Source organism: Nocardia takedensis NBRC 100417, from assembly GCF_000308695.1.
GTDB lineage: Bacteria > Actinomycetota > Actinomycetes > Mycobacteriales > Mycobacteriaceae > Nocardia > Nocardia takedensis.
Genome location: NZ_BAGG01000253.1, coordinates 1 through 20883, shown reverse-complemented (window position 1 = coordinate 20883; position 20883 = coordinate 1). Strand labels below are relative to the sequence as shown.

Genomic DNA, 20883 nt, shown 5'->3' with positions numbered 1-20883 from the left:
GACAGCGCCGCGAGCATGCGGCAGGATGGTTGCGGTGGGGAAGTGGTCAGACACGGGAACGTTAGCCGAGAACGTATCCATTCTCGGTGGCTGGCGGCGTCAACAGCAGTTGCGTTCGGCGACAAGCGGTTTGGACATCTTCGTCTCCTACAGTCGTTCCAACGATGAGGATCTGGCACCGCATCTACAGCGCGGGCTCACTCGCCTCGGTAGGGCATGGAGCCGGCCCTACGCGCTGCGAGTGTTCCGCGATCAAACGGACCTGACCGCCTCGCCGGACCTGTGGCACGATATAGAGAAGGCACTCGCCGCCTCTCGGTTCCTGCTCTTGCTGGCCTCGCCCGCGTCGGCTACTTCTCCGTGGGTACAACGAGAAATCGCCTACTGGCAACAGCACCGCAGTCGTGACAGCCTGCTGATCGCCGTCACTGACGGTGAAATGCGCTGGTCGGAAAGAACGCGTGACTTCGACTGGGCGCGGACCAATGCACTGCCGGTCACGCTGAGCGGATTCTTCGGGGGCCGCGAACCCTTGTGGGTGGACCTGCGACGACACCGGTACGCCGAACCGACCATGCGAGATCCCCAGTTCGCTGATGCGGTGGCCACGTTGGCCGCGCCGGTGCATCGTGTGAGCAAGTTCCAGTTGATCGGAGAGGACGTCCGGGCACACCGAACTTTCACTCGGATCCGCGCCGGTGCTGTCACCGCGCTCGTAGCGCTCGTCGTCATAGCGATGGTTGCGGGCTCGATCGCAGTCCATCAACGCGATCGTGCGCGTGAAGAGGCCAGGATCGCGCTGTCGAGACAACTCGCGTCGACAGCCGACAGCCTGATGTCGACCAATCTCCGCGCGGCACTGCAACTCGCGGTCAGCGCTTTCCACACCGACGCGAGCCCGCAGACCATGTCCACCTTGATCCGCGCCAATCTCGCGGTACCGCAGTTGGAGCGAATCCTGTCCGCGGACACCCCGATCGTCCAGGCGGTAGGCAGCATCGACGGGACGACCGTGGTCACTGCGCACTCCGATGGTCGGGTATTACGTTGGGATGCCACCGGCCCGGGCGTGCCGGAGTCGGTGGGTTCCCTTACCGATCCGGCTCGATCTCTGGCCGTGAATCAGGACGCCACGGTAGTCGTCGCGACAGACCGGACGAAAGCGATCCTGTGGCACGAGGGTCATCCACCATTAAAGATCGGCCTCCAACAAGGACACATCGTTCACAACGTCGGGGTCTCGCCATCCGGACGGACGGTCGCCATCAGTAGTAGCAGCCCGTCCAACGATGCACGGTCGATCACCATCTTCGACACGGCGAACAAGATCGCGATTGTTCGTGACGACCCTCTACCCCGGACCGCCACCACAACGGTCACAGTCATTTCGGAGCAGGAGATTCTGCTCTTCGACACCCTCATGGGTGGCTGGGACCGCCGGAGAATCAGCACCTGGTCTTCGATCGACTCGTCGTCCATACACCTCGGAACCCACCACCAGGTCGCCTCTGCGTCGCTGAACGGCGAATTCCTGGCCGCGACCGACGGCTCCTCGATCCCCGTATGGACTACTCGACGGCCGTGGGACAGCGATTCGACGAACGCCGGTACACAGTTGATCGCTCATGCCCCGACGAGCGCTCCACCCGGGAAGCTCGCTCTGAGCGCTGACGGAACAAAAGTGGCCATCAACACCGGAGGCTCCATCTACATCAGCGAAGTGCGCCCGCGGAACGGCTCGCCGCGACCGGCGACCGAGCTCACCGGCGCCGGCACCGTGGAGTCGATCAGCTTCTTCGGCGACGGCAGCCGGTTGTTGACTATATCGGGCAACAATGTCGCGCTGTGGAAGGCTGACCAGATCGACCGGCTCGCACGCCAGATTCCCGTTCCCGCCCACTACACTTGCCGCGGTTGCCAGGGACCGACGCTGGCGTTGTCACCCGACGGGCGTCGCGTAGCAGTGGTCAACGACGGCACACTGATCGTTCAAGTGACGCCGGGATCGGCCGATTCGCCAGTTGTCCAGAAGGCCGCCGGTGTCGTTTTGTGGACCGGTGAAGCTCGAGCCGTGATCATCGATTCCAGCCGGAAGCCGAACAGAACAGACGAGGCCATCCCATCGTCGCGAATTCCCGGGAACGTCCCCGTCGCAGCAGCGGCGCTCCGCGCAGATCGCCAGACCGCTGTCGTCATCGACACCGAAGGCAGAATCTATCTCCACGACCTCAACGCACAAACTTCCCGCATGCTGTCGCCACAGATGCCAGGTTCCAAGAACCCGACATCGGGACAGTTGCACAGCGTCATCGCCCCCACTGCCGATCTCATCGCCATGGTCAGTCACCACCCCGACGAGCCGAACAGCGAGCAAGTCGACATCATCGACACTGCTACCGGACGCACCGTCGGCACGATCGTCCGTGACGACATCGCTTCGGTGGTTTTCGCGGGACCGCAACTGCTTATCAACCGAGACAACCGCACGCTGGAGGTCTGGGACCGGCGAGGAACCCGTGTGCAACGGACCATCTCAGACGTGAATTTCGCGGTCGTCGGCAATCACGGGGGCACGATGGTCGCCGAAAGTACGCACAGTTCTGTGAATCTGATCGATCTGCGCCTCGGCCTGCCACTGGCAACACTCGCTCTACCACCACTGCAGGATCTGGACCTCCAGCGAACCAGCGTCGTATTCTCCCCGGACGACAGTCGACTGATCACCGTGACCACCAGTGCCTCCTCCGACACCGACGGATGGCTTGTCGAACGCGATCTAGCCGCGGAGTCGCTGATCATGTCCGCCTGCGCCGCCGCGGGAAGCGCGTTGACCGGATCTGAGGTCTTCTCGATCACCGGTCTCGCTCGTCTGCCAGAACCTCTGTGCGTGTGAGAACCCGCAAGCAACAAGGTAACGACACTGGCCGATCGGCTCCAGCGCCGAACCAATCCGAGCGATTGTCGGGGACGCGTGTCAGATTGGTGTAAGCCAGTTCAAAGTCGATGTCTGGTGGCGAGCCACACGACGTGTTCCCGGCTGATGGCTTCTTCGGCGTCATCGACTTCGTTCGTCCAGGCATCCTCGGTGACCGCGAGTTGCAGCTTCTCCGCAGCACTCGCGAGGTCGATACTGGCTGCCGAGTAGGCCCGACTCAGAGAGTCATGCTGCTTGGTTTCGATCCACGCTACGACGGCACCGGCGATCGTGGCGATCGTGGGTGGAATGACCAGTGACGTGTCCACCAACGCCGTGGTCAACGAGACCGCCGCGCCGAGGAACTCGATCCCGATCAGAAAGCCGCGCCACTGCTCGGATCGGCGGGCATTGTACTTCGCTTTGGCCGCATACCACTGTTGCTGGTCCTTGATTCGACTGTTCAGGTAGAGGTCCTTGCGTTCATCGAACGGCTTGGCTCGCTGATCCTTCATCCACTGCGAGATCGCAGGCGCCGTGGATGCATCGAGTTCGACATCGGGAAACTGCTCGCGAACTCGACGGAGCTTGTCCAGCAGTGCCGTTGTAGCTTCGGTGACGGGCATCGAGATAGGGAACGGCAGTCCGCCCACGGCGTACTTCCACGCCAGTGTCTTCGCCGACTCCGCGATCGCTCGCCCGTCATACCAGATCTTGTCGGGCCGTCGCCGCCACAACGACAGCTCTATGAGGATCGCTGCGAGGAACCCGCCGACACCGATGATTCCGAGCAAGTCGACGTGGCCGCTACCCAGCCGCCACGTCACTATCCCCGTTGCTGCGGCGAGGGCCAGCATCACGAGACGACGTCGAGTTCCGCCCACGTAGGCGCGTTGAGCACGCACAGAGGCGGAATCGGCGACCTGAAACAAGGCAGGTAGAGCGGAGGCGGGAACAACAGCTGGCGATGGCACCTCCCCATCATCACTGATAGGTGATCAATTCGACAGCAACGGGGCTGGTGTACGGGCAGATGACATCTGGTCCACCTCGCAGGTTGGGTTCCACGCCGGCTGCAACCGCCGGTCTTCTTTTAAGGCTGACCCACGTGTCACTCGCCTATCACGGGACCCCGCTGATCGGTCCAGGTGACTTGGACCGAACCAACGGGGTCAGGTCATCACCACAGTTGCAGCGCCGATCGACCGCCGCGGGCTCCCGTGCTTGACATCACGCGGCGGAACTACGACATAGCCGAATAAGCCCGACCTCGCCCGGCAGTTGCGGAGACAGTGGCTGACCTGGCTGATCCGCGAAGTCCGTGTCGCCGCCCACAGCACCAATTTGGCTACAGCAGGAATGACGCCGAACAGACGACGGAGATGGGCATCGGGGTCTGCTCTTGCACCGAATCGGTGCTCGTGACATCAACCGGTATCTGCGGGTACCGGCCTCAGTGCGGGGCAAGATCCGCAGCGTGGCAACCGCAAGCGATCTGGTCAGGGCGAACTCCATCACCTCCGTCCACAGCACGTAAGGAAGTGCCATGTCTGCTGCGCTGCGGTCTGGAGGTGTTCAGTCGCAGGATCGTGGGCTGGACCGTCGACTCCCGTCAAGCCGTCATCCCCGGCGTCTACGCCCTGGAAAGACATTCCGCAACCGCAGCCCCGCACTCGACGAGAACCTGCTCGTGGAACGCAGAAGTCGATGCACCTCAGGGGTTTCGGTGACATGATTCACTCGGCCGTACTACCACAGTTGTTCGGTCCCGTCGGCGACGGACACGACAACGCCATGATCGAATCGTTCTGGCCCGGATGCAGGTCGAACTCCTCGACGGCAAGATAAGGAACTACCGTCTCGAGCTGGTCAACGCGATCTTCTACTGCATGGAGATCTTCTACAATCATCGACGCCGCCACTCAGCCCCCATGCTGCCGCGCTTCGATCGAGTACGAACTACTCTGACAGGAGACCCATCAACGCGGCTGGTTGGCCACCACGACTGGAACCCGACGGTGAGGGCAGACCAGTTGCCCATGGTCGAGCATGCGACCGGATGCGTGTCAATACGAGGAAGCACCGACTATTGGGATCACGCGACGATGATCGAACTGGCAAGCTGCCGTAACCATCTGCGCGCCGAAGTAATCGCGCTCGATGACGCGCTGGCCAGCCCGTACGGTCCGACAGAGACCGAATCGACACTGGCTACGATCTTGCGTCTACGTAAGAAGTCGGACACTCATCCCGAATACCGGGACACTTTGGAGAAGGCGCTGCGGGGGGCGAGCAAGACACCAGGCCCGCAGGTGCGCCGACACCCGAACCGTCGCACGCACATAGCTTCCCGCCGAACCTGTCCGGAGTGTCGGCGGCGATAACGGAAATCCTCGAGAACAAGCGACGTCCGCAACGCGACACAGGCACCGCCACAGTCCTTTCGAGTACCGCAATACCCGAGCGACCGCGCGGCATCTCTGCCAGGATCGCCCTGTGGATCAGACCCTGCGCGCGACGACGGCCAAGCCCTCCGCGCGACGACGGATAGATGTCCTGTATCGCACAGAAGATCTCGCCGAGATCCGAGACCTATTGGACGCGCTGGAATCCGAAGGGCTCCGAATCGCCGAACCGGTGGACGACCCTCCCGACGAGGTTCCGCTCGTCGTTCTCATCACCGAGGCGATGGTGCGTGAGACCGACGACGACACCTTACGCGCGCGGGCACAGCCGTACCGCGACGTACTTCCGGTCTCGTTTCTTCACGGTGCCGCACCGTTTTTCGAAGAACTGAGTCAGAGCTTGGTCCGCGGGGTCGGTGTGAGCGACACCGCCCGCCGTATCGCGACCGTCGCGCTGCACGGCGGCCAAGACATCGTCGCATGGAATCGACTCACCGACGACGCGATCAAATGGAGCGAGTCACGCGCGACCGCGAGCACTTCGCTGCTTCGTGATTCGACACTGCCTGACGCGCTACGGCTGTTGCAGTCCACTCCGGCCGAGTCCTCGCCGCATCTGGCGACCGTGCGCGCATATGTCGCCGAGAGTTCGACGGCTTTGGCGAAACGTCGACGGCGGTGGGGAACAACGATCGCCTGCGTCGCCACGGCGCTGGTCGTCCTCATTGCCTTCGCCGCGTTTCGCACGGTCGACGCGCAGCATGCGCGCACTGCGGCCGAGCGTGCCGACGCGATCGCCACCGCGGATCGGCTGAGCCGTGATGCATTACGACTCATCGGCGCCGACCCGGACCTGCCGAGTATTCTGATCGACCGGGCGATCCGCTACGCCGATACCGACGTTGTTCGGGGTGCAGCGGCCGCAGTCGCGTCGGCGACCTGGCCGCACACCTCCCACCGGCTCGACTACATTCCCCGCGACGTCGACGCCGCGCAGACCTCGGACCGCATCGCGGTCACCGCCTACTACGACACCACTGTCCGGGTATACGAATCGGCGGGTGGACGACTGCTCGGCGCCTTCGACTATCACGAAGACGGTGAACGCGGCGGTGGCGACGGCCGCATGAGCCCCAACGGTTCGATGCTCGCGACCACCGAACGCCTGCCGGGCCCGATCAAGGTCTTCGACGTCGATTCCGGGGCCCGTCTCGTGGAGCCGGATCGGTGGCGCACACCCGATGATCGGATGCTCGGATGGTGGGACGACGCCCAGCTGCTGGTGGCTCGCGGACCAAGACTGCTGCGGATCGACGTAAAAACCGGTGCCGTGCACGAACTCCTAACGGTAGCCGAGGGCGCCGCCGTCAAGAGCGCGAGTCGCAGCCCCAACGGCGACCACCTCGCGGTCGCCACCGATACGTCGGTTCTGTTCGTCGACGGGCGCACCTTCGCGATCCGTGGCGCGATCGAAGCACAGGGTGTGACCGAATTCCAGATGAACGATGACGGCGACCATGTACTGGCCGTTCCGGACGGAGGCGACCTGACGGTACTCACGCTGGGGGAGACCGCCGAGGAGAGTTCCTCCGACGGGTATGAACTCCCCGCACGGGAAATCATCACCCTCGACGGACTTTTCGCTGCAGTCGGTCACCAAGCGGGAGAGTTGAGCGTCGTGTCACCCACACACGGTAATCGGAATTACACCCAACTTGTCCGCGCGCACACCGCAGGGCAGGTACGGGTGGACAGACTGCGCAGCGGACAGGTGGTGACCGTGGCGCTGGATCAGTTCCTCCGTGTATGGGACGCACCTGATTCGGATCAGCTCGGCAAGCCGACCGCCGCGGGCATGATCGACCCGAGCGCGCGGATGACCGACGCTTTCGTCGACATCGACCCGATCGCTTCCGCACGAAACCAGATTCGGCATACCGTCGACGATCGGTACGCGGTGACACTGGTGCCGGGATACGCGCGAGTCTTCGAGCGTGCGACGTTGTCCGGCTCCGAGAAGCGTTACTTCTTCTCGGGGCTGAACACCGATGTGTTCCTCTCCGGCAACGGCAAGTACATCGTCGTGGTGGGTAAGGATCGTGTTCGGGTCTATTCCTTCGACGATCGAGACCAGTTCTGGGGCGAGGCCGGAAAAAGGGAACTCCGGGGTAAACCCCTCCCCATGGCGATCGGTACGGGCAAGGCCGGATTGGCGGCGATCAGCGACGACGGCGCGACGGTCGTGATCGCGGACGAAAAGGCCGTGTCGGCGTGGCATATGTCGAATTCCACCGTAGACAGCCACGATTACGACCCTGCGAGCGCGCCGGTCGTCCTCGGTGCGGCACCGGACGGGAAGGTGACGGTCGTGACCGCCAACGGTAAGCTCCGTGACGCGCTCGGCGCCGAGCAGAATGTGCCGGGCCCGATCGAGTTGGGTGCCGGCGACCGCACGATCGCGGCGGGTGAATACCTCGACCAGGATCATCTGATGCTGGTGACAACGGGAGGCGAGTTGGTCGAACTGCGCGACGGAAAGACTCGAATCGTCGGTGCGATCGGTAGGCAGATGAAACCGTTCGCCGTTCGTAGTGCGCCAGAGAACGGACTCGTCTCCGTCATGACGCACTCCGGGGTAATAGTTCTCGACATCCGACGAGGCACTGTGGTGTTCGGTGAACCTGCTCGAGGACGCGCACTCGTCACCGATGTCGCCTTCACCGACAATGCCGCGGGCCTGGTGTTCGTCACCGAGATCGGCACGGTCCGCACACTCGACTTCGCTGGCGGACAGTCCACCGGCATCCGTCTCCCGCGCGCGGCGACCACCGAAGAATTCACGGCATTCAGCCTGAACGGAGGACAGGGGAATGGCTGATATCGCTATCTCGTACTCTCATGCGGATCGGGAGACGGCCGAAGCGGTCCGCGAGGAATTGCGTACGGCGGGCTACTCGGTGTGGATGGACGAAACCGGCGAATACTCCCGCACCGCTGAAGCCGTCAATCTTCCGGTGGGACAGCAGCATTGGGAGGTAATTCAGAGCGAGTTCGCGGCCGCGGATCTGGTGATCGTACTTGATACGCCGCGGTGGCGGGCTTCGCCATACTGCCGGAAAGAATTCGAGTTTCTTCTGCAGTGGGGAAAGTGGACCGCATTCCACGTCCCCGGATCGGGACCGGTCGTCGCACATGCCACAGAACTCGTCGCACGTCGCCGCGTCACCGGCGCCCACACCAGAATTGTCGCCTTGGCGCGATCGAACGATATCCAATCGAGGTCGCTGGTCGAGAGGCTGCTTCGACGCTCCGAGGCCGAAGACGCCGAGATCGTCCTGTCCGCCGACGCGCCCGCCGCCGGCATCTCGGTCGATGAGACGCTGAAAAACACTGCGGTCGCCGTCATGCACCATGCCCGCCGCGCACGACGACGGCTGTGGCAGGGTGCGACAACGGCGACCGCGATCCTGGCGGTACTCGCGGTCGTCGGTGCGATCGCTTGGACCGTCGCGGTCGCCCAGCGCGACGCCGCCACCCGATCGGCGAACTTCTCCCAGTCGCTGAACCTGGCATCCCGATCGCTCGATGAAGTCGACTCGGGTCGGTCACTCGGACTCGCGAACGAGGCCGTCGCCCACTCCGACACTCCAGCGGCCGTCGAAGCGCTCGAGATCGCGACCGCCAACGACCGCAGGCTCCGCACGTTCGCCGTCGATCGTCGCGAATACGTCGGAGCGGCTTGGGCGCCGGACGCGCCGGTCATCGTCGCGTACTCGCGCACAGCACTGCAGCAGTTCGATGCCCGAACGGGTCGACAGCTCGGCTCGATCACTCTCGACGAGGACACCAGGATCAAGTCGATCGCCGTGTCGGCCTCCGGTCGCACCGTCGCCTTCACTGATGGCGACCTGAATGTCGCCGACTTCGCCTCTGGAACGACCCGACAGGTCATCGGCAACGTCGAGTTGGTCGCCACCGGAGACGGGACTGATATCTGGTACTCGACACCGTGGGATGGCGGCGCACTACTGAATCGCGCGGCATTCGCCGATATCGACGAGGCCGTCGAGTTTCGACTTCCCGCCAGGCCGACGGCGATGACGGTCGACGCGCGGCAACGGATACTCGACTACACCGACGGCCGAGGGAAACTGCACACCGCGAAGTACACCGACAGCGGCATCCAGGAGACCGCGGCGATCGAAATCGTGCCGGAGACCGAGATGGAGTCGACGTCTTCGGGAGCGAGCGTCACTCGCTGCGGTGACAACGTCTTCGGCTTGATCCCGAAGAAGACGATATGGGAAGCGAGTTTCGCGGTGACCGCGACAGGCGTCACCGTCGACCGGGCCGCGCTCGGACTCAACCGCCACGTATGCAACTCCGATTCCTCGGCATGGGCGACAGGCCCGGCCATGACCGATCTGATGACCTTCGCGGGCGCGAAACGGCCCTACATCCCGTGGGGCGCCAATCGGTACGTCACCGCGCTGGACACGACCGGTTCACGCGCGGCAGTCATCACACCCGATGGCTGGCTCTACATCATGCCCGGTGCGCGCATCGAATACGAAGACGCGGAGAAGATCCACGCGCTGGCGAAGATCGGCCGAAGTGAATTCGGAATCCGCGCCGACGGCGACGTCGTCGATCTCTCCAACAATGCAGTGACCGGCCATGTCGAAAGCAAGACACTGCTCTCCCCACTGGCCTCCGTAATCGACGATACCGCCGTCATCGGCGCCGACAATGGAATGTTGCGGATCGACGGGAACGGAGCGACGACACTGGCCGTTCCGATGGACGGTATGACTATCCGAGGGACCCGCGCGGGTTCGGATGCGAAGACCTTCGTCATCACAGCTACGAACGCGGTGACTCTACTCGGCACCGACGGCGCCGTGCGCACGATCCACGCCGACTGGCTCGCGGACGACAACCACCTGATAGACGGCGACATCTCCCCAGATGGCGGCACCGTCGTCGTGACCACGACCGCAGGGCAAGTCGCTCTCATCGACGTAAAATCGCCTTCAACACCGAGGTTCTGGGGTGAACACATGCCACCTGGATCGGTAACGTTCGCTGCGTTCACCCCGACCACCGGAAAGATCCTCGTTACCGGTGCCGACGGCATCGCGCGCCTGATGAACTCGGACTTCGCGGTGCAGGCGACCACATTCGTCGGCGACGCTCCCAAACAGGCCGAGATATTCGGCCCAGTCACGGTGGTCACTTCACCGCGCAATGGAATAGCCGTCTACGACACCGAGACTCTCGCGCTCCGCGATCGGATTCCACCCACCGTGACAAGCATCACCGCCGTCATGTTCGACTCAATGACCAGGTCATTGCTCGGAATACGACCACACGATTCGACGGAGGACAAAGACGCGAGTCGCGTGTATATCCCCCTTCCCACGCTGTAGGGTGCAGACACCTTGCCACCGTCCTCCCGGCCGCCCGGCCGGCCGCGAAGTACTGAAGTGAAAGAGCGCTTATCGGGGCTCGGTTGCAGAGTCGTCGCCAGCAGATCAGGGCGGCGGCAAGGTCGAGGAATTCTCGGTGGATGTCGGTGCGGCGTTCCCAGCGGACGGCCAGGCGTCGGTACTGGTGGAGCAATGCGAGGGATTGCTCGACGATCCAGCGGCCTGTGGTGACCTTGTCGCGGGTTCCGCGGCGGGGTATGTAGGCGGTGATGTGTCGTTGTCGCAGGTCCTTCGTACACGCGGGGATAGTCGTAGCCTTTGTCGGCGATCAGGTTTCGAATCCGGTGGCGGGATCGGCCGGGTCGTCCACGCAGGGGCTCGACACGATCGCGCAGTTCCGGCAGGAGTAGGTGGTCGTTGACGTTGGCGCCCGGGAAGGCGAAGCGAGGGGTAGGCCGTTGCCACAGGTCAGGACGTGATGCTTGGAGCCGGTCTTGGCGCGGTCGACCGGCGGCGGGCCGGTGTCGGCGCCCCCTTTTTTTTCGCCCGCACGTGCGAGCCGTCGGCGATGACTCGGCGTGACCGACTGTGCCGGCCGGGGTCTGGCGGTGCGCGATGACTGAGCTTGCCGTAACGACGAGCAACCCCACTCGGTCTGCCTGGCCATGCACGAACCCGAACCGAGAAGAGCACAGGTGAGTACCTTTGAGCGATACCGGCCAGTCCAGACATGCATCCCCACACCCCGCAGCAATAACGGAAATCCAGCCGGGGCGGAGTCTGCCAACCCGACACGTCGCATTCCGGGCTCCGCCTTCGACCCTCACGCCGAGTCGGCTTGAGCACCGGCTCACCGCATCGTCGTGCACCCAAGGTCGAACACGCCGAATACGCCGTGCCGTTGGCATCGGGTAGCTTTACTATGCGACGGTGAGCATCGAACGTTCGGACAGCCCTTTGGTTTTCGTGTCCTATGCGCACGAGGACAAGGAACTGTGCCGCCGTCTGGTGTTGATGCTCGGGCTCGTCCTGGGGGAGCGTGGCTACCAAATCTGGTGGGATCAGACCATGGTCGCGGGGACATGGCGCGATCAGATCGATGAGTCCCTCTCGCGCGCGGTGGCGGGCCTGCTGCTCGTCAGCGAGCACTCGCTGACCTCAGAATTCATCATGCGAGAGGAACTTCCACGGCTGCTGGCGTGTGGTCGGGTGGCGCCGATCTACGTCGGTCCCTGTCCATGGCGGAGCGTGCCTGCCGTCGCCGAACTGCAATTCCTCGGCTCCACGGAACTGGCACTGTCGCAGAGACCCGATGATCTCGCGGCGGTTCTCACTGATCTCGCGCAGCAGACCCCGGATTTCCTCGGTCTGCCGAGACTGTCGAACCCGCCGGACTGGGCGAGGGTCGAAACATCCCCGTCGCGGACCTGGCCGCTGGCGACCTCCGATCGGGCAGGTCGGCTGTTCGATGTGCCCGAATTGCCGATCAACCACTTCGTGCGCGGGGCCGAACTCGCCGCCCTTCGCGCGACGGTGCTTGCGGACGGCGACGAATCCGCGCGCCCGCGGACGACAGGCGTGTGCGGTGCGGGTGGAATGGGCAAGACCGTTCTGGCGACTGCGCTCGCACGTGATCCCGGCGTTCGGGGCGCTTTCCCGGACGGAGTCCACTGGATCGTACTCGGCGAGCGCCCCGATCCCGTGGCCGCGCAAGTGGTTCTGGCGCGCGCGCTCGGCATGGCGGCCAACTTCCGCACCGAGGTCGACGGTCGGGCCACGCTGAGCGAGGCGCTCGCGGACAAGCGGGTGTTGGTGATCATCGATGACGTCTGGTCCGCTGCCGCTGCGGAAGCGCTCCTCGTCACCGGCAGCCGCGGACGTACTGTGCTCACTACCAGGCACGCGCTCGTATTGGCCCGGCTGCGCGTACCGGCTTTCCTGGTCGAGCGCCTCGAACTGCTGGAGGCACGAAAGTTTCTGTCCCAGATAACATTTTATATGGGCACCTTGCCGGTCGAGGCGGACGAGCTGATCGAGGTGCTCGGCGGAAGCGTGCTCGCGCTGGCGATGGTCGGCGCGACCATCGCCCACGGCGCATCGTGGGAGGCGACGCTGACCGAGGTGCGTGCCGCGGGGGACATCTACGGCGACGACGGCTTCGCTAACCAGTTCCGCGCGCTGCACGTGGCCTGGAGCGCGCTGTCGGCAGACGAGCGGCGTCGTTACGCCGAACTGGTCGTCTTCGGCGAGGACGCGACGGTGCCGACGGCCACCGTCGCCCGGCTCTGGCATCACACCGCGGGACTGGACGTCGCGGCCGTCGAGCGACTCTGCGCCGTGTTCGCAGAGCGCAGTCTGCTGGTCCTCGATGGCGGAGTGCGGCTGCACGATCAGCAGCGCGCCTTTCTCCTGCTGCGGACGCCAGATTCCGCCCTCGCGCACAGCCAGCTGCTGACCGCGCACCAGGACCTGCGAGTGACATCGGGCCGGTGGAGTGGTCTGCCGGACGAGGAGCCCTACCTGTTCGACCATCTGGTCGAACATCTCGTCGCGGCGGGTGAGGTAGCGGAGTTGCAGGAGGTCGTCACCGACCCGGTGTGGCTGCTGCGGCGTTTCCATCGCGGCGGACCCCACGCTCCGGAAGCCGACCTGGACCGCGCGCTCGCCGCACTGCCGACCTTCCGCGCCGGAGCGCGGGCGCTGGAACGCTTCCGCCTGATCAGCCACGCGATCGGTGCGGTGTCGACACTCGAGGACCGAGCGTTGACCCTCGCGGGCCTCGGCGGTGATCTGGATCCCGAGCACCGGCTGGACGCGATGTTTCCGCCGGTTCGCCTGCGTGGCGCGGGTGCGGCGCGACCGGACGCCCTTGAGCGGGTGTTCGTCGGCCACCACGCACCCGCCGGAGTGCCGTGGCCCCGCTGGGGCGGAGTGTGGTGCGTGGCGTGGTCGCCGGATTCCTCCAGACTGGCCAGCGGAGGAGCGGACAACACGGTGCGCACTTGGCCGACCACGGCCACAGCCCTGCCCGCTACCACGCTGATCGGTCATGACGCGGGGGTGCGCACGGTGGCGTGGTCGCCGGACGGGCGGCAGTTAGCCTCGGGAGCCGACGACGGGACCGCCCGGCTGTGGGACCCGGACGATCCGGGGCGACCACCAGTCGTACTCGGCGGGCATAGCGGCAGCGTGTGGGCGGTCGCCTGGTCGCCCGACGGTCGAGCTGTCGTCACCGCGGACAGCGAAGGCGCGCTCAGGATCTGGGCGGTCCAGCGCCCCGCGCGAGCGACGCGAACGCTCGAAGGGCATACCGGCAGTGTGTGGGCGGTCGCCTGGTCGCCGGACGGGCGGTGGCTCGCCTCGGGCGGCGCTGATCGCACCGTGAGGCTGTGGGACACCTTCGCTACTGGCGACTCCGGCAACCTGCTGATCGGACACGACGGCTGGGTCTGGTCGGTCGCCTGGTCACCGGACGGGCTGTGGATCGCCTCCGCAGGCGATCGCAGCGTGCGGTTGTGGCCATCCAGCGAAGCTACACCGACAGTACTCACCGCACACGCGGGTCTTGTGTGGTCGGTGGCGTGGTCTCCCGATTCGCGTCGAGTCGTCAGCGGGGGCGCCGACCGCACGGTCCGGATCTGGGACCTGAATACATGTGCCGAGATTGCCGTCTTGGTCGGTCACGAGGACTTCGTGTGGTCGGTGGCGTGGTCACCCGACGGCAGACGACTGGCCTCCGGCAGCCAGGACGAGACCGCGCGCGTCTGGGATCCGAGTGTGCGCGATCGCGACGCGCGCCCATCGCCCGATCACGGTCGCAGGGTCTGGGCGGTGCATTGGTCACCGGACGGACAGTGGCTGGCCACCGGCACCGAGGACGGTGCCGTCCGTCTGTGGAATCCTGATTGCCCCGAGCGGCCCGGTGTCGCAGTCGCGGACCTGACCAGTGGCGTGTGGGTGGTGGCGTGGGCTCCAGACGGCGGCCGGTTGGCCATCGGCGGCGCCGATCGGATCGTGCGGGTCTGGGATGCGCGCACTTCTGCGATCTCGGTACGGCTGACCGGTCACGACGGTCTGATCCGGTCGGCGGCGTGGGCTCCGGACGGTCGTCGGCTGGCGACCGTGGGAGACGACGGCACCGTCCGGGTATGGGATATCTACGCCCCGGATGTCACCCCGACGGTGTTCACCGGTCACGAGGGGTGGGTCTCGTCGGTGGCGTGGTCGTCCGATGGCCTCTGGATCGCCTCCGGCGGGGACGACGGCACGGTTCGGATTTGGAACCCGAGCACCCCCGGCGCTCTGCCGGTGGTGCTCGGTGGCGGCCTCGGCCGGGTGGCCTCGGTCGCGTGGTCGCCCGACAGCCGCGCGCTTGCGGTGGGAGCGGGCAACGGCACGGTGGGAGTCTGGCGGCGCGCCGGGTGGAACTCCGCGCCGACCACGCCCGAAGCGGATGCCAGGCCGACGTTCACGGCGCATTCCGAGGCGGTGGTGTCGGTGGTCTGGTCACACGACGGTCGGCGGCTCGCCACGGCGGGTGAGGACAGGACCGTTCGCCTATGGGACGCCGCCACGGCCGCGCCACTGTGCGGTATCGGTGTAGGCAATCGGTTGTTCACCATCGCGTGGTGGTCCGAACGCATCGCGGTCGGGATGGCGACTCGCTGGATCGTCCTGACGGTCGAGGAACCCCACACAACGGAGACGACGCCGTGAACGCGGAGCAATATGCTGGTGTAGCAGCGGAATTCGCGCTGGCACAGGTGGCGGATCATGCCCATGTCCTGTCGGGCGCGTGGGGCGCGCGTCCCAACGGCAGCGACGGCGCCCGAACACGTCCGGCTGGGGTGACGCTCGCGCCGCCGCGCACCGATCCCGCCGTTCCGGCCGTCTTCACGGCAATGTGCTCGGATCGGGTATGCGCCGGGCGATTCGATCAGAGGGCGGGCGGCATCGCGGGTGGGCGCGTCGCTCGACGCACAGACATCGACCTGCTCGTGTACCTCGCTGAGCTCGCCTCGCGACCACAGGACGAATGGCAGCCCTTCTTCGAGTTCTTCAGCCCCCGTCACCTCGCGGACGAGACCGGACCGGGCCGCATCGTCTGGGGCGAGGATTGTCGCGGTCGTCGGCATTTCGACGCCATCGGGCTGATCGTATGGTGTCTGGAGCAGGCCGTCGACAGCCGATATCCGATTGCGTTCGACGCCGCCGATCCGAACTGCGTATCGTCCGTGCCTCTTTCGGCCCCGCCCCGCCCCGGCGACCTGGTCTTCGCAGACCGGTCCGACGGTGACACGGGCATCGGCATGCTCGTCGACTCAGGCACGATCGCCGCCGACAGTCACCCCGCGCACGTGGTGGTAGCCACACAGACGACGGTCGGCGTTGTCCGAATTCCGTATGTGCCCGAGGAATGGACGCGCCGCGGACAACCGGGGCCAGATCTGCTGCACGACTGACAGGTGGAAGACATGAGAAGAACGGTCCTACTGCCCTCCGCGCTGTTCGGGAGATACGGAGATCGGGCACGCGCGGGCCGGCGGGCGTGGGAGTTGATGGTTCCCGTGGTCGTGCTCGCCGTGGCGGGATGGCGGCGGCGCTGGGTCACCGAGGACGCGTTCATCAATTTCCGGGTCGTCGCGATCACTCGGAAGGCGCGTAATCCGTTCGCGTTCAACGCGAACGAGCGTGTCGAAGCCGGGACAAGCCCGCTGTGGACCGCCACGCTGGTCGTTCTCGACGCGACTCTCGGACGGCGAATTCCGTTGGAGCGGCTGGCGCTCGGCGCCGGGATGGGTTTGTCGGTGGTCGGCCTGGCTGCGGCGACCGCCGCCTCGGCACGACTGGTCGGCTCCTCGGGCGCAGGTCGACCGTGGCCTGCGGGTGCGCTCATACTGTCAGCGCTGCCGCCGCTGTGGGATTTCACCACATCAGGATTGGAGACGGGAGTCACCTTCGGCTGGCTGGGTTGCTGTCAGTGGCTGCTCGCAAGGCGATCAGCGGACCACTCTCACACCGGTTCAAGTCCGGTATACGGTGCCGATATCCCGTTGGCGGTGCTGCTGGGCCTTGGGCCGCTGATCAGACCCGATCTCACGTTGTTCAGCGCTGCCTTCCTGATCTCCCGCACGGCGGTGGGCAGCTCCGGAAGATTCGGGCACGCGGGGACGATCGCTGCCGCTGTGGCGCTCCCCGTCGCCTACCAGTTCTTCCGCATGGCGTATTTCGCGACGATGGTCCCGAATACCGCGTTGGCGAAGGAGGCAGGCCGTAGCGATTGGCGGCGCGGTAAGGCGTATCTGGAGGATTTCGCGAAACCCTACCGACTGACGGTTCCCGTCGCCCTTGTCGCCGGATGGGCGGGCAAGTGGGTGGCCATGTCGAGTCCTGGCGAGCGCAGGCGGCTCGCGGTCGTGATCGGGGCGCCCGCCGTCGCGGCGCTGCTGCATGCCTGCTATGTCGTGCGGTTGGGTGGGGACTTTATGCACGGCAGGTTGCTCTTGCCCGCGACCTTCGGACTCTTCATGTCGGTAGCGACACTGCCCACACGGACTGTCACGTTCGCCGTGCCCATCGCGGTGACCGGATGGGCGCTCGCGTGCGCGGTGCGCCTGCGACCGGCCGATGATCCGGTATCGCGCGGGCGGCATATTGTCGACGAACGCCTGTGGTGGTGCCGGGAGGCGGGGCACTCGAATCCGGTGGTCCTCGACGACTACCACCGCGTGGCCAGCGCCCGATCCGGCGCCCGCGCGCGGCGACTTGCCGACGAGGGCGCCGATGCCGTAGTGCGGATCGACGGTCGCGAACACGATCTGGTGCCCGGATCGGGGGTGTTTCTGGAATCCATCACCATTGGTCTCGGTTCGACTGCGGCGGGACCCGATGTCCATGTGATCGACGTACTCGGTCTTGGTGACGCGGTCGGCAGCCGGATACCGCCCGACCCCGCCGCCCGAATTGGCCATCAGAAGCGTCTGCCGCCCGCGCTGGTCCTGGCACGCCTTCGCCTCGCCGATGAAGCGGATCTTCTGCCCGAGGAACGCGCCGGGTTGCGGGCCGCGCGGGCGCTGCTGCGCACGCCCGCCGTAGCGCACTTGGTGGCTGCGATCAGTGAGCCGATTACCCTGGCGCGCGCACGGCGCAATGTGCGCCAAGCGTTCTCTCTCACCCGGCTCCGTCTGGTGATCGGCTCGCTGTCGGACCCCGCGCCCTCTACCACGACTGTCTAGGCAGGTGATGACGACCACTCTGGAATCTTGATCGACGGCAACGGAATTCGGCTGGGATGGCGTGGTCGACTACGATGAACAGGTCGATCGGGGACCAGGTAGGCCATCCGGACGAAGCGACGATCATTACCATCTGGGCATTGCCCCATCTCATCCCCCCGGACCGTGTGGCAGGTACCGACGGCCATTGTAAAGCTCGCGTTGGGTGAGTTGCTCGATCGGCGCATCGTCTCCTAAGGCAGATTACAGCCGCGCGACCCGACGCACACGGACCGAGACTGCAGTCCCGAAGCCGCCCGCGGCGGCGCGGGCCATGCTTACGCCTGCGGCATCCCGCTCATCCCTCTTCCTGCCGAAAGCCCGTGCTGCTCTCGGCTGCTGGCGACGATTGCGCAAACCGAACCGGTCAAACACGAAATACAAGACAGAACCCACATTGAATCGGTATTGAAAATTGGAACCTATCCGGTTGGGCAGACCGCGATGTCACCAATCCGTGCAGCCGCCCCGGGCCTGTCGACAAGGTGTTGCTCTCAGAAAGGAAGGACCTCAACATAGCGGTGGCAGTGGACCGAACGTCTCGGCGGGAAGCCTGCTACGTACTCCGTCGATAATATGGGACCAACCGATGTAACGCCAGGCGTCGGGCGAGGCTGCCACCAGTCGGTTGCCCCGATGAACGATATGGTTACCGAGTGGAAGTGCGGTGATTCGAAGCAGTTCGGTGCCTGTCGCGGAATCCCAAATCCGAACGGTCATGTCGTCGCTGGTTGTAATTATTTTATGCCCACGGGGACTATAGGAACCCGTGTTGACCTCGCCGCCATGTCCGATTAGGGTGATAATTGGAATTCCGCCATCTACCCGCCAAATTCTAACCGTCGAATCGGCGCTGGCAGTAAGTACAGTCCGGCCGTTGGGTGCATAAGCCGCTGATAGCACCCGGCCGTTGTGGCCGGTAAGGGTAGCAATGCGTTCGCCAGTACTTGAGTTCCAAACCGCTGCGGAGGCGTCGCTGCCGTACGTGATGATAGTTTTGTTGTCAGGGCTGTAGTGAGCGGATCGTGCATGGCAATCCAGTTTGACTAGATTTTCGCCGGTGTGTGAGTTCCAAATTCGAACGGACCCACCGGCGTCTATTGTGAGAATCGAGGTACCATCTGGGCTGTTGACCGAGTACCGCACCGATCCCTTATAGCTATCGAGAATCTGTGAAGCCGCCTCTTTCGTGGCGTTTAAGAGCGGTGCAGTTTCTCGGTGACTCTCGGATGGTGTCTCAAATGTGCTGACTAATCGGGCGGTTCTCAAGTTCCAGCTCGCTGCGGTGCCATCGCTGCAGGTGGTTACTATGTCGTTGTCGGTCTCGCCGAAGCTACCTTTGATTCGCGGGCTGTGGATATTATCAACTGGATACTCAGCCAGGCGTGTGTTGGTGTCCCAGATCATTATATCCTCATCGAGAACGCTGAGGATATATCTGCCGTCATCGCTGTAGTTACATGATCTGGCTTTGCCTACAAATGCTGACATCTGTTCACCGGTGTATGCGTCCGCAGTGCGGGCAGTGCCGTCCGGGCCGATAGCCAGGACTGTCTGGCCATCTGGACTGAATGTAGCCCACGAGGCCGCAATGGAGTGTTCAAGGAACAAGCTGAGGTTCGCGTGGGAGTCAACCTCCAATGTCTTTAGTCGATGGCCGGATTCTATCACTAGCGCAAATCTTCCGTCTGGGCTGAACGAGCAATATCGGGCTTCATCTTCCAAATTGTAAATGCTTAGTTGCTTGCCCGTCTGGGCTTCCCAGATTCGTACGGTCCAGTTGGTCTTTTCGAGCGGGGTGCGACTTCGGTCTCCAACTATCGCAATTACATACCGGCTGTTTGCGCTATATGCGCAGGACCGGGTCCGGGTGGTGTGCCCGATGAGAGTACCGATTTGGATACCAGTGTCGCGATCTAGGATCTGGGCACTTCCGTCGGTGCCGATGATCAAAATGTGCCTGCCATCGGGCCTAAAGGCTGCAGTCTCTACGGGCTCGTTGAGGCGGGTGAGGTGCTCACCGGTACATGTGTCCCACAGCCGGGCGGTATGGTCGGTGTCGATGGACAGAACGTGCCGCTTGTCTGGGCTTTCGATAGCTGTTCTGATCTTGCCGGTGGTTTGCAATGTGATTACGTTCTCGCTGGTACGTCCGTCCCAAATCCGCGCCGCGCCGTCGGAGTCGATGGTTAGAAGTTGACGACCGTTCTGTAGATACGTCGCCCAATGAACAGGCCCCGTGTGGCCACGGTAGATGGTGAGCTTCTTGTCCCGAGGCTTTGATGGAATGGGCGCTAGTGATCCATCGATGCTGCACGCCGCCACGAGAAATTCTGGCGCTTGCCAGTCCGGGTGACTGTCGAGTTCGCAGAGTAATATCTGTGTTCGATAGATGGTGGCATTTGCATTCGTGCTGTCGACAAGATTGCATCGTCTAAAGACAGTGGCAGTCAGGTCGGCGCCATCGAACCGTGTCCGCTGCAAGTGGGACTCGCTTATCTCGGCACGTGTGAGGTCGCTGTCGTTAAGACGTGAACCGCCAAGGTTCACATTGGTGAAAGTGGTGCCGCGGAGCGCTGCTCTCTGAAGTGATAGAAACTGGAGATTCAGTCGGCGACTTCCGGTTGCGCCGATATTCCATTTTGTCAAATTAGCGCCGTCGAGATTACTCCGAGCTACCGAGTGTCTAGGATATCCACGTTGCTCTGCCCGAAGCGCGTACGCAAATGCCAGCTCGGATGCTCCAGGGTGATATGTGTCTCGGATTCTGCGGAGGCTGGTGAGCCGCCCCCGGTAGATGAGTCCGCCCGGAATTAGGGTCCTGTTCGGCCTGATAGAGGCCAGGAGAGGACACTGATCCA

The 20883-nt window shown here is 64.2% G+C and carries 9 protein-coding genes; 7 read left to right on the top strand and 2 right to left on the bottom strand.

Annotated elements, in window-relative coordinates; all coding sequences use genetic code 11:
• Positions 1–25: 25 nt before the first annotated feature.
• A complete protein-coding gene (locus ON30_RS30815) occupies positions 26–2893 on the top strand; it encodes a toll/interleukin-1 receptor domain-containing protein (RefSeq protein WP_083911822.1) in 2868 nt (955 codons plus the stop codon).
• 101 nt (positions 2894–2994) lie between these two features.
• On the opposite strand, the gene ON30_RS30810 is transcribed toward ON30_RS30815, so the two are convergent.
• Entirely contained in the window at positions 2995–3888 is an 894-nt protein-coding gene (locus tag ON30_RS30810; RefSeq protein WP_157183967.1) for a DUF4231 domain-containing protein, read from the bottom strand.
• 843 nt (positions 3889–4731) lie between these two features.
• On the opposite strand from ON30_RS30810, the gene ON30_RS39775 reads away from it, so the two are divergent.
• The 6 genes from ON30_RS39775 to ON30_RS36615 all read left to right on the top strand — a co-directional run bounded on the left by ON30_RS39775 (position 4732) and on the right by ON30_RS36615 (position 17983).
• Positions 4732–5298: a hypothetical protein gene (locus ON30_RS39775; protein WP_157183966.1), complete on the top strand. Its 567-nt coding sequence runs from the start codon at positions 4732–4734 to the stop codon at positions 5296–5298.
• 211 nt (positions 5299–5509) lie between these two features.
• On the top strand, positions 5510–8197 hold the full coding sequence (locus ON30_RS30805; RefSeq protein WP_040713218.1) for a WD40 repeat domain-containing protein: 2688 nt from the start codon (positions 5510–5512) through the stop codon (positions 8195–8197).
• The gene (locus tag ON30_RS30800; protein ID WP_083911820.1) at positions 8190–10748 is read left to right on the top strand and encodes a toll/interleukin-1 receptor domain-containing protein; all 2559 of its coding nucleotides are present in this window, start codon (positions 8190–8192) and stop codon (positions 10746–10748) included. Before ON30_RS30805 ends, ON30_RS30800 begins: the two co-directional genes overlap by 8 nt.
• Positions 10749–11678: 930 nt before the next feature.
• On the top strand, positions 11679–15464 hold the full coding sequence (locus tag ON30_RS36620) for an NB-ARC domain-containing protein (protein ID WP_083911819.1): 3786 nt from the start codon (positions 11679–11681) through the stop codon (positions 15462–15464).
• Entirely contained in the window at positions 15461–16210 is a 750-nt protein-coding gene (locus ON30_RS30790; RefSeq protein WP_157183965.1) for a hypothetical protein, read from the top strand. Before ON30_RS36620 ends, ON30_RS30790 begins: the two co-directional genes overlap by 4 nt.
• A gap of 96 nt (positions 16211–16306) precedes the next feature.
• Complete coding sequence (locus ON30_RS36615) at positions 16307–17983, top strand: arabinofuranosyltransferase AftB family protein (RefSeq protein ID WP_051030204.1); 1677 nt, start codon at positions 16307–16309, stop codon at positions 17981–17983.
• A 549-nt stretch (positions 17984–18532) separates the two neighbouring features.
• On the opposite strand, the gene ON30_RS39770 is transcribed toward ON30_RS36615, so the two are convergent.
• Positions 18533–20671 carry a WD40 repeat domain-containing protein gene (locus ON30_RS39770; RefSeq protein WP_281004772.1) on the bottom strand — a complete coding sequence of 713 codons (2139 nt, stop codon included), beginning with the start codon at positions 20669–20671 and terminating at the stop codon, positions 18533–18535.
• Positions 20672–20883 lie beyond the last annotated feature (212 nt).

What these genes read in the sequence shown, in the direction of transcription:
- ON30_RS39775 (WP_157183966.1), top strand. Translation starts at nt 4,732, where the DNA reads ATGCAGGTCGAACTCCTCGACGGCAAGATAAGGAACTACCGTCTCGAG.
- ON30_RS30800 (WP_083911820.1), top strand. Translation starts at nt 8,190, where the DNA reads ATGGCTGATATCGCTATCTCGTACTCTCATGCGGATCGGGAGACGGCC.
- ON30_RS36615 (WP_051030204.1), top strand. Translation starts at nt 16,307, where the DNA reads ATGGTTCCCGTGGTCGTGCTCGCCGTGGCGGGATGGCGGCGGCGCTGG.
- ON30_RS30815 (WP_083911822.1), top strand. Translation starts at nt 26, where the DNA reads ATGGTTGCGGTGGGGAAGTGGTCAGACACGGGAACGTTAGCCGAGAAC.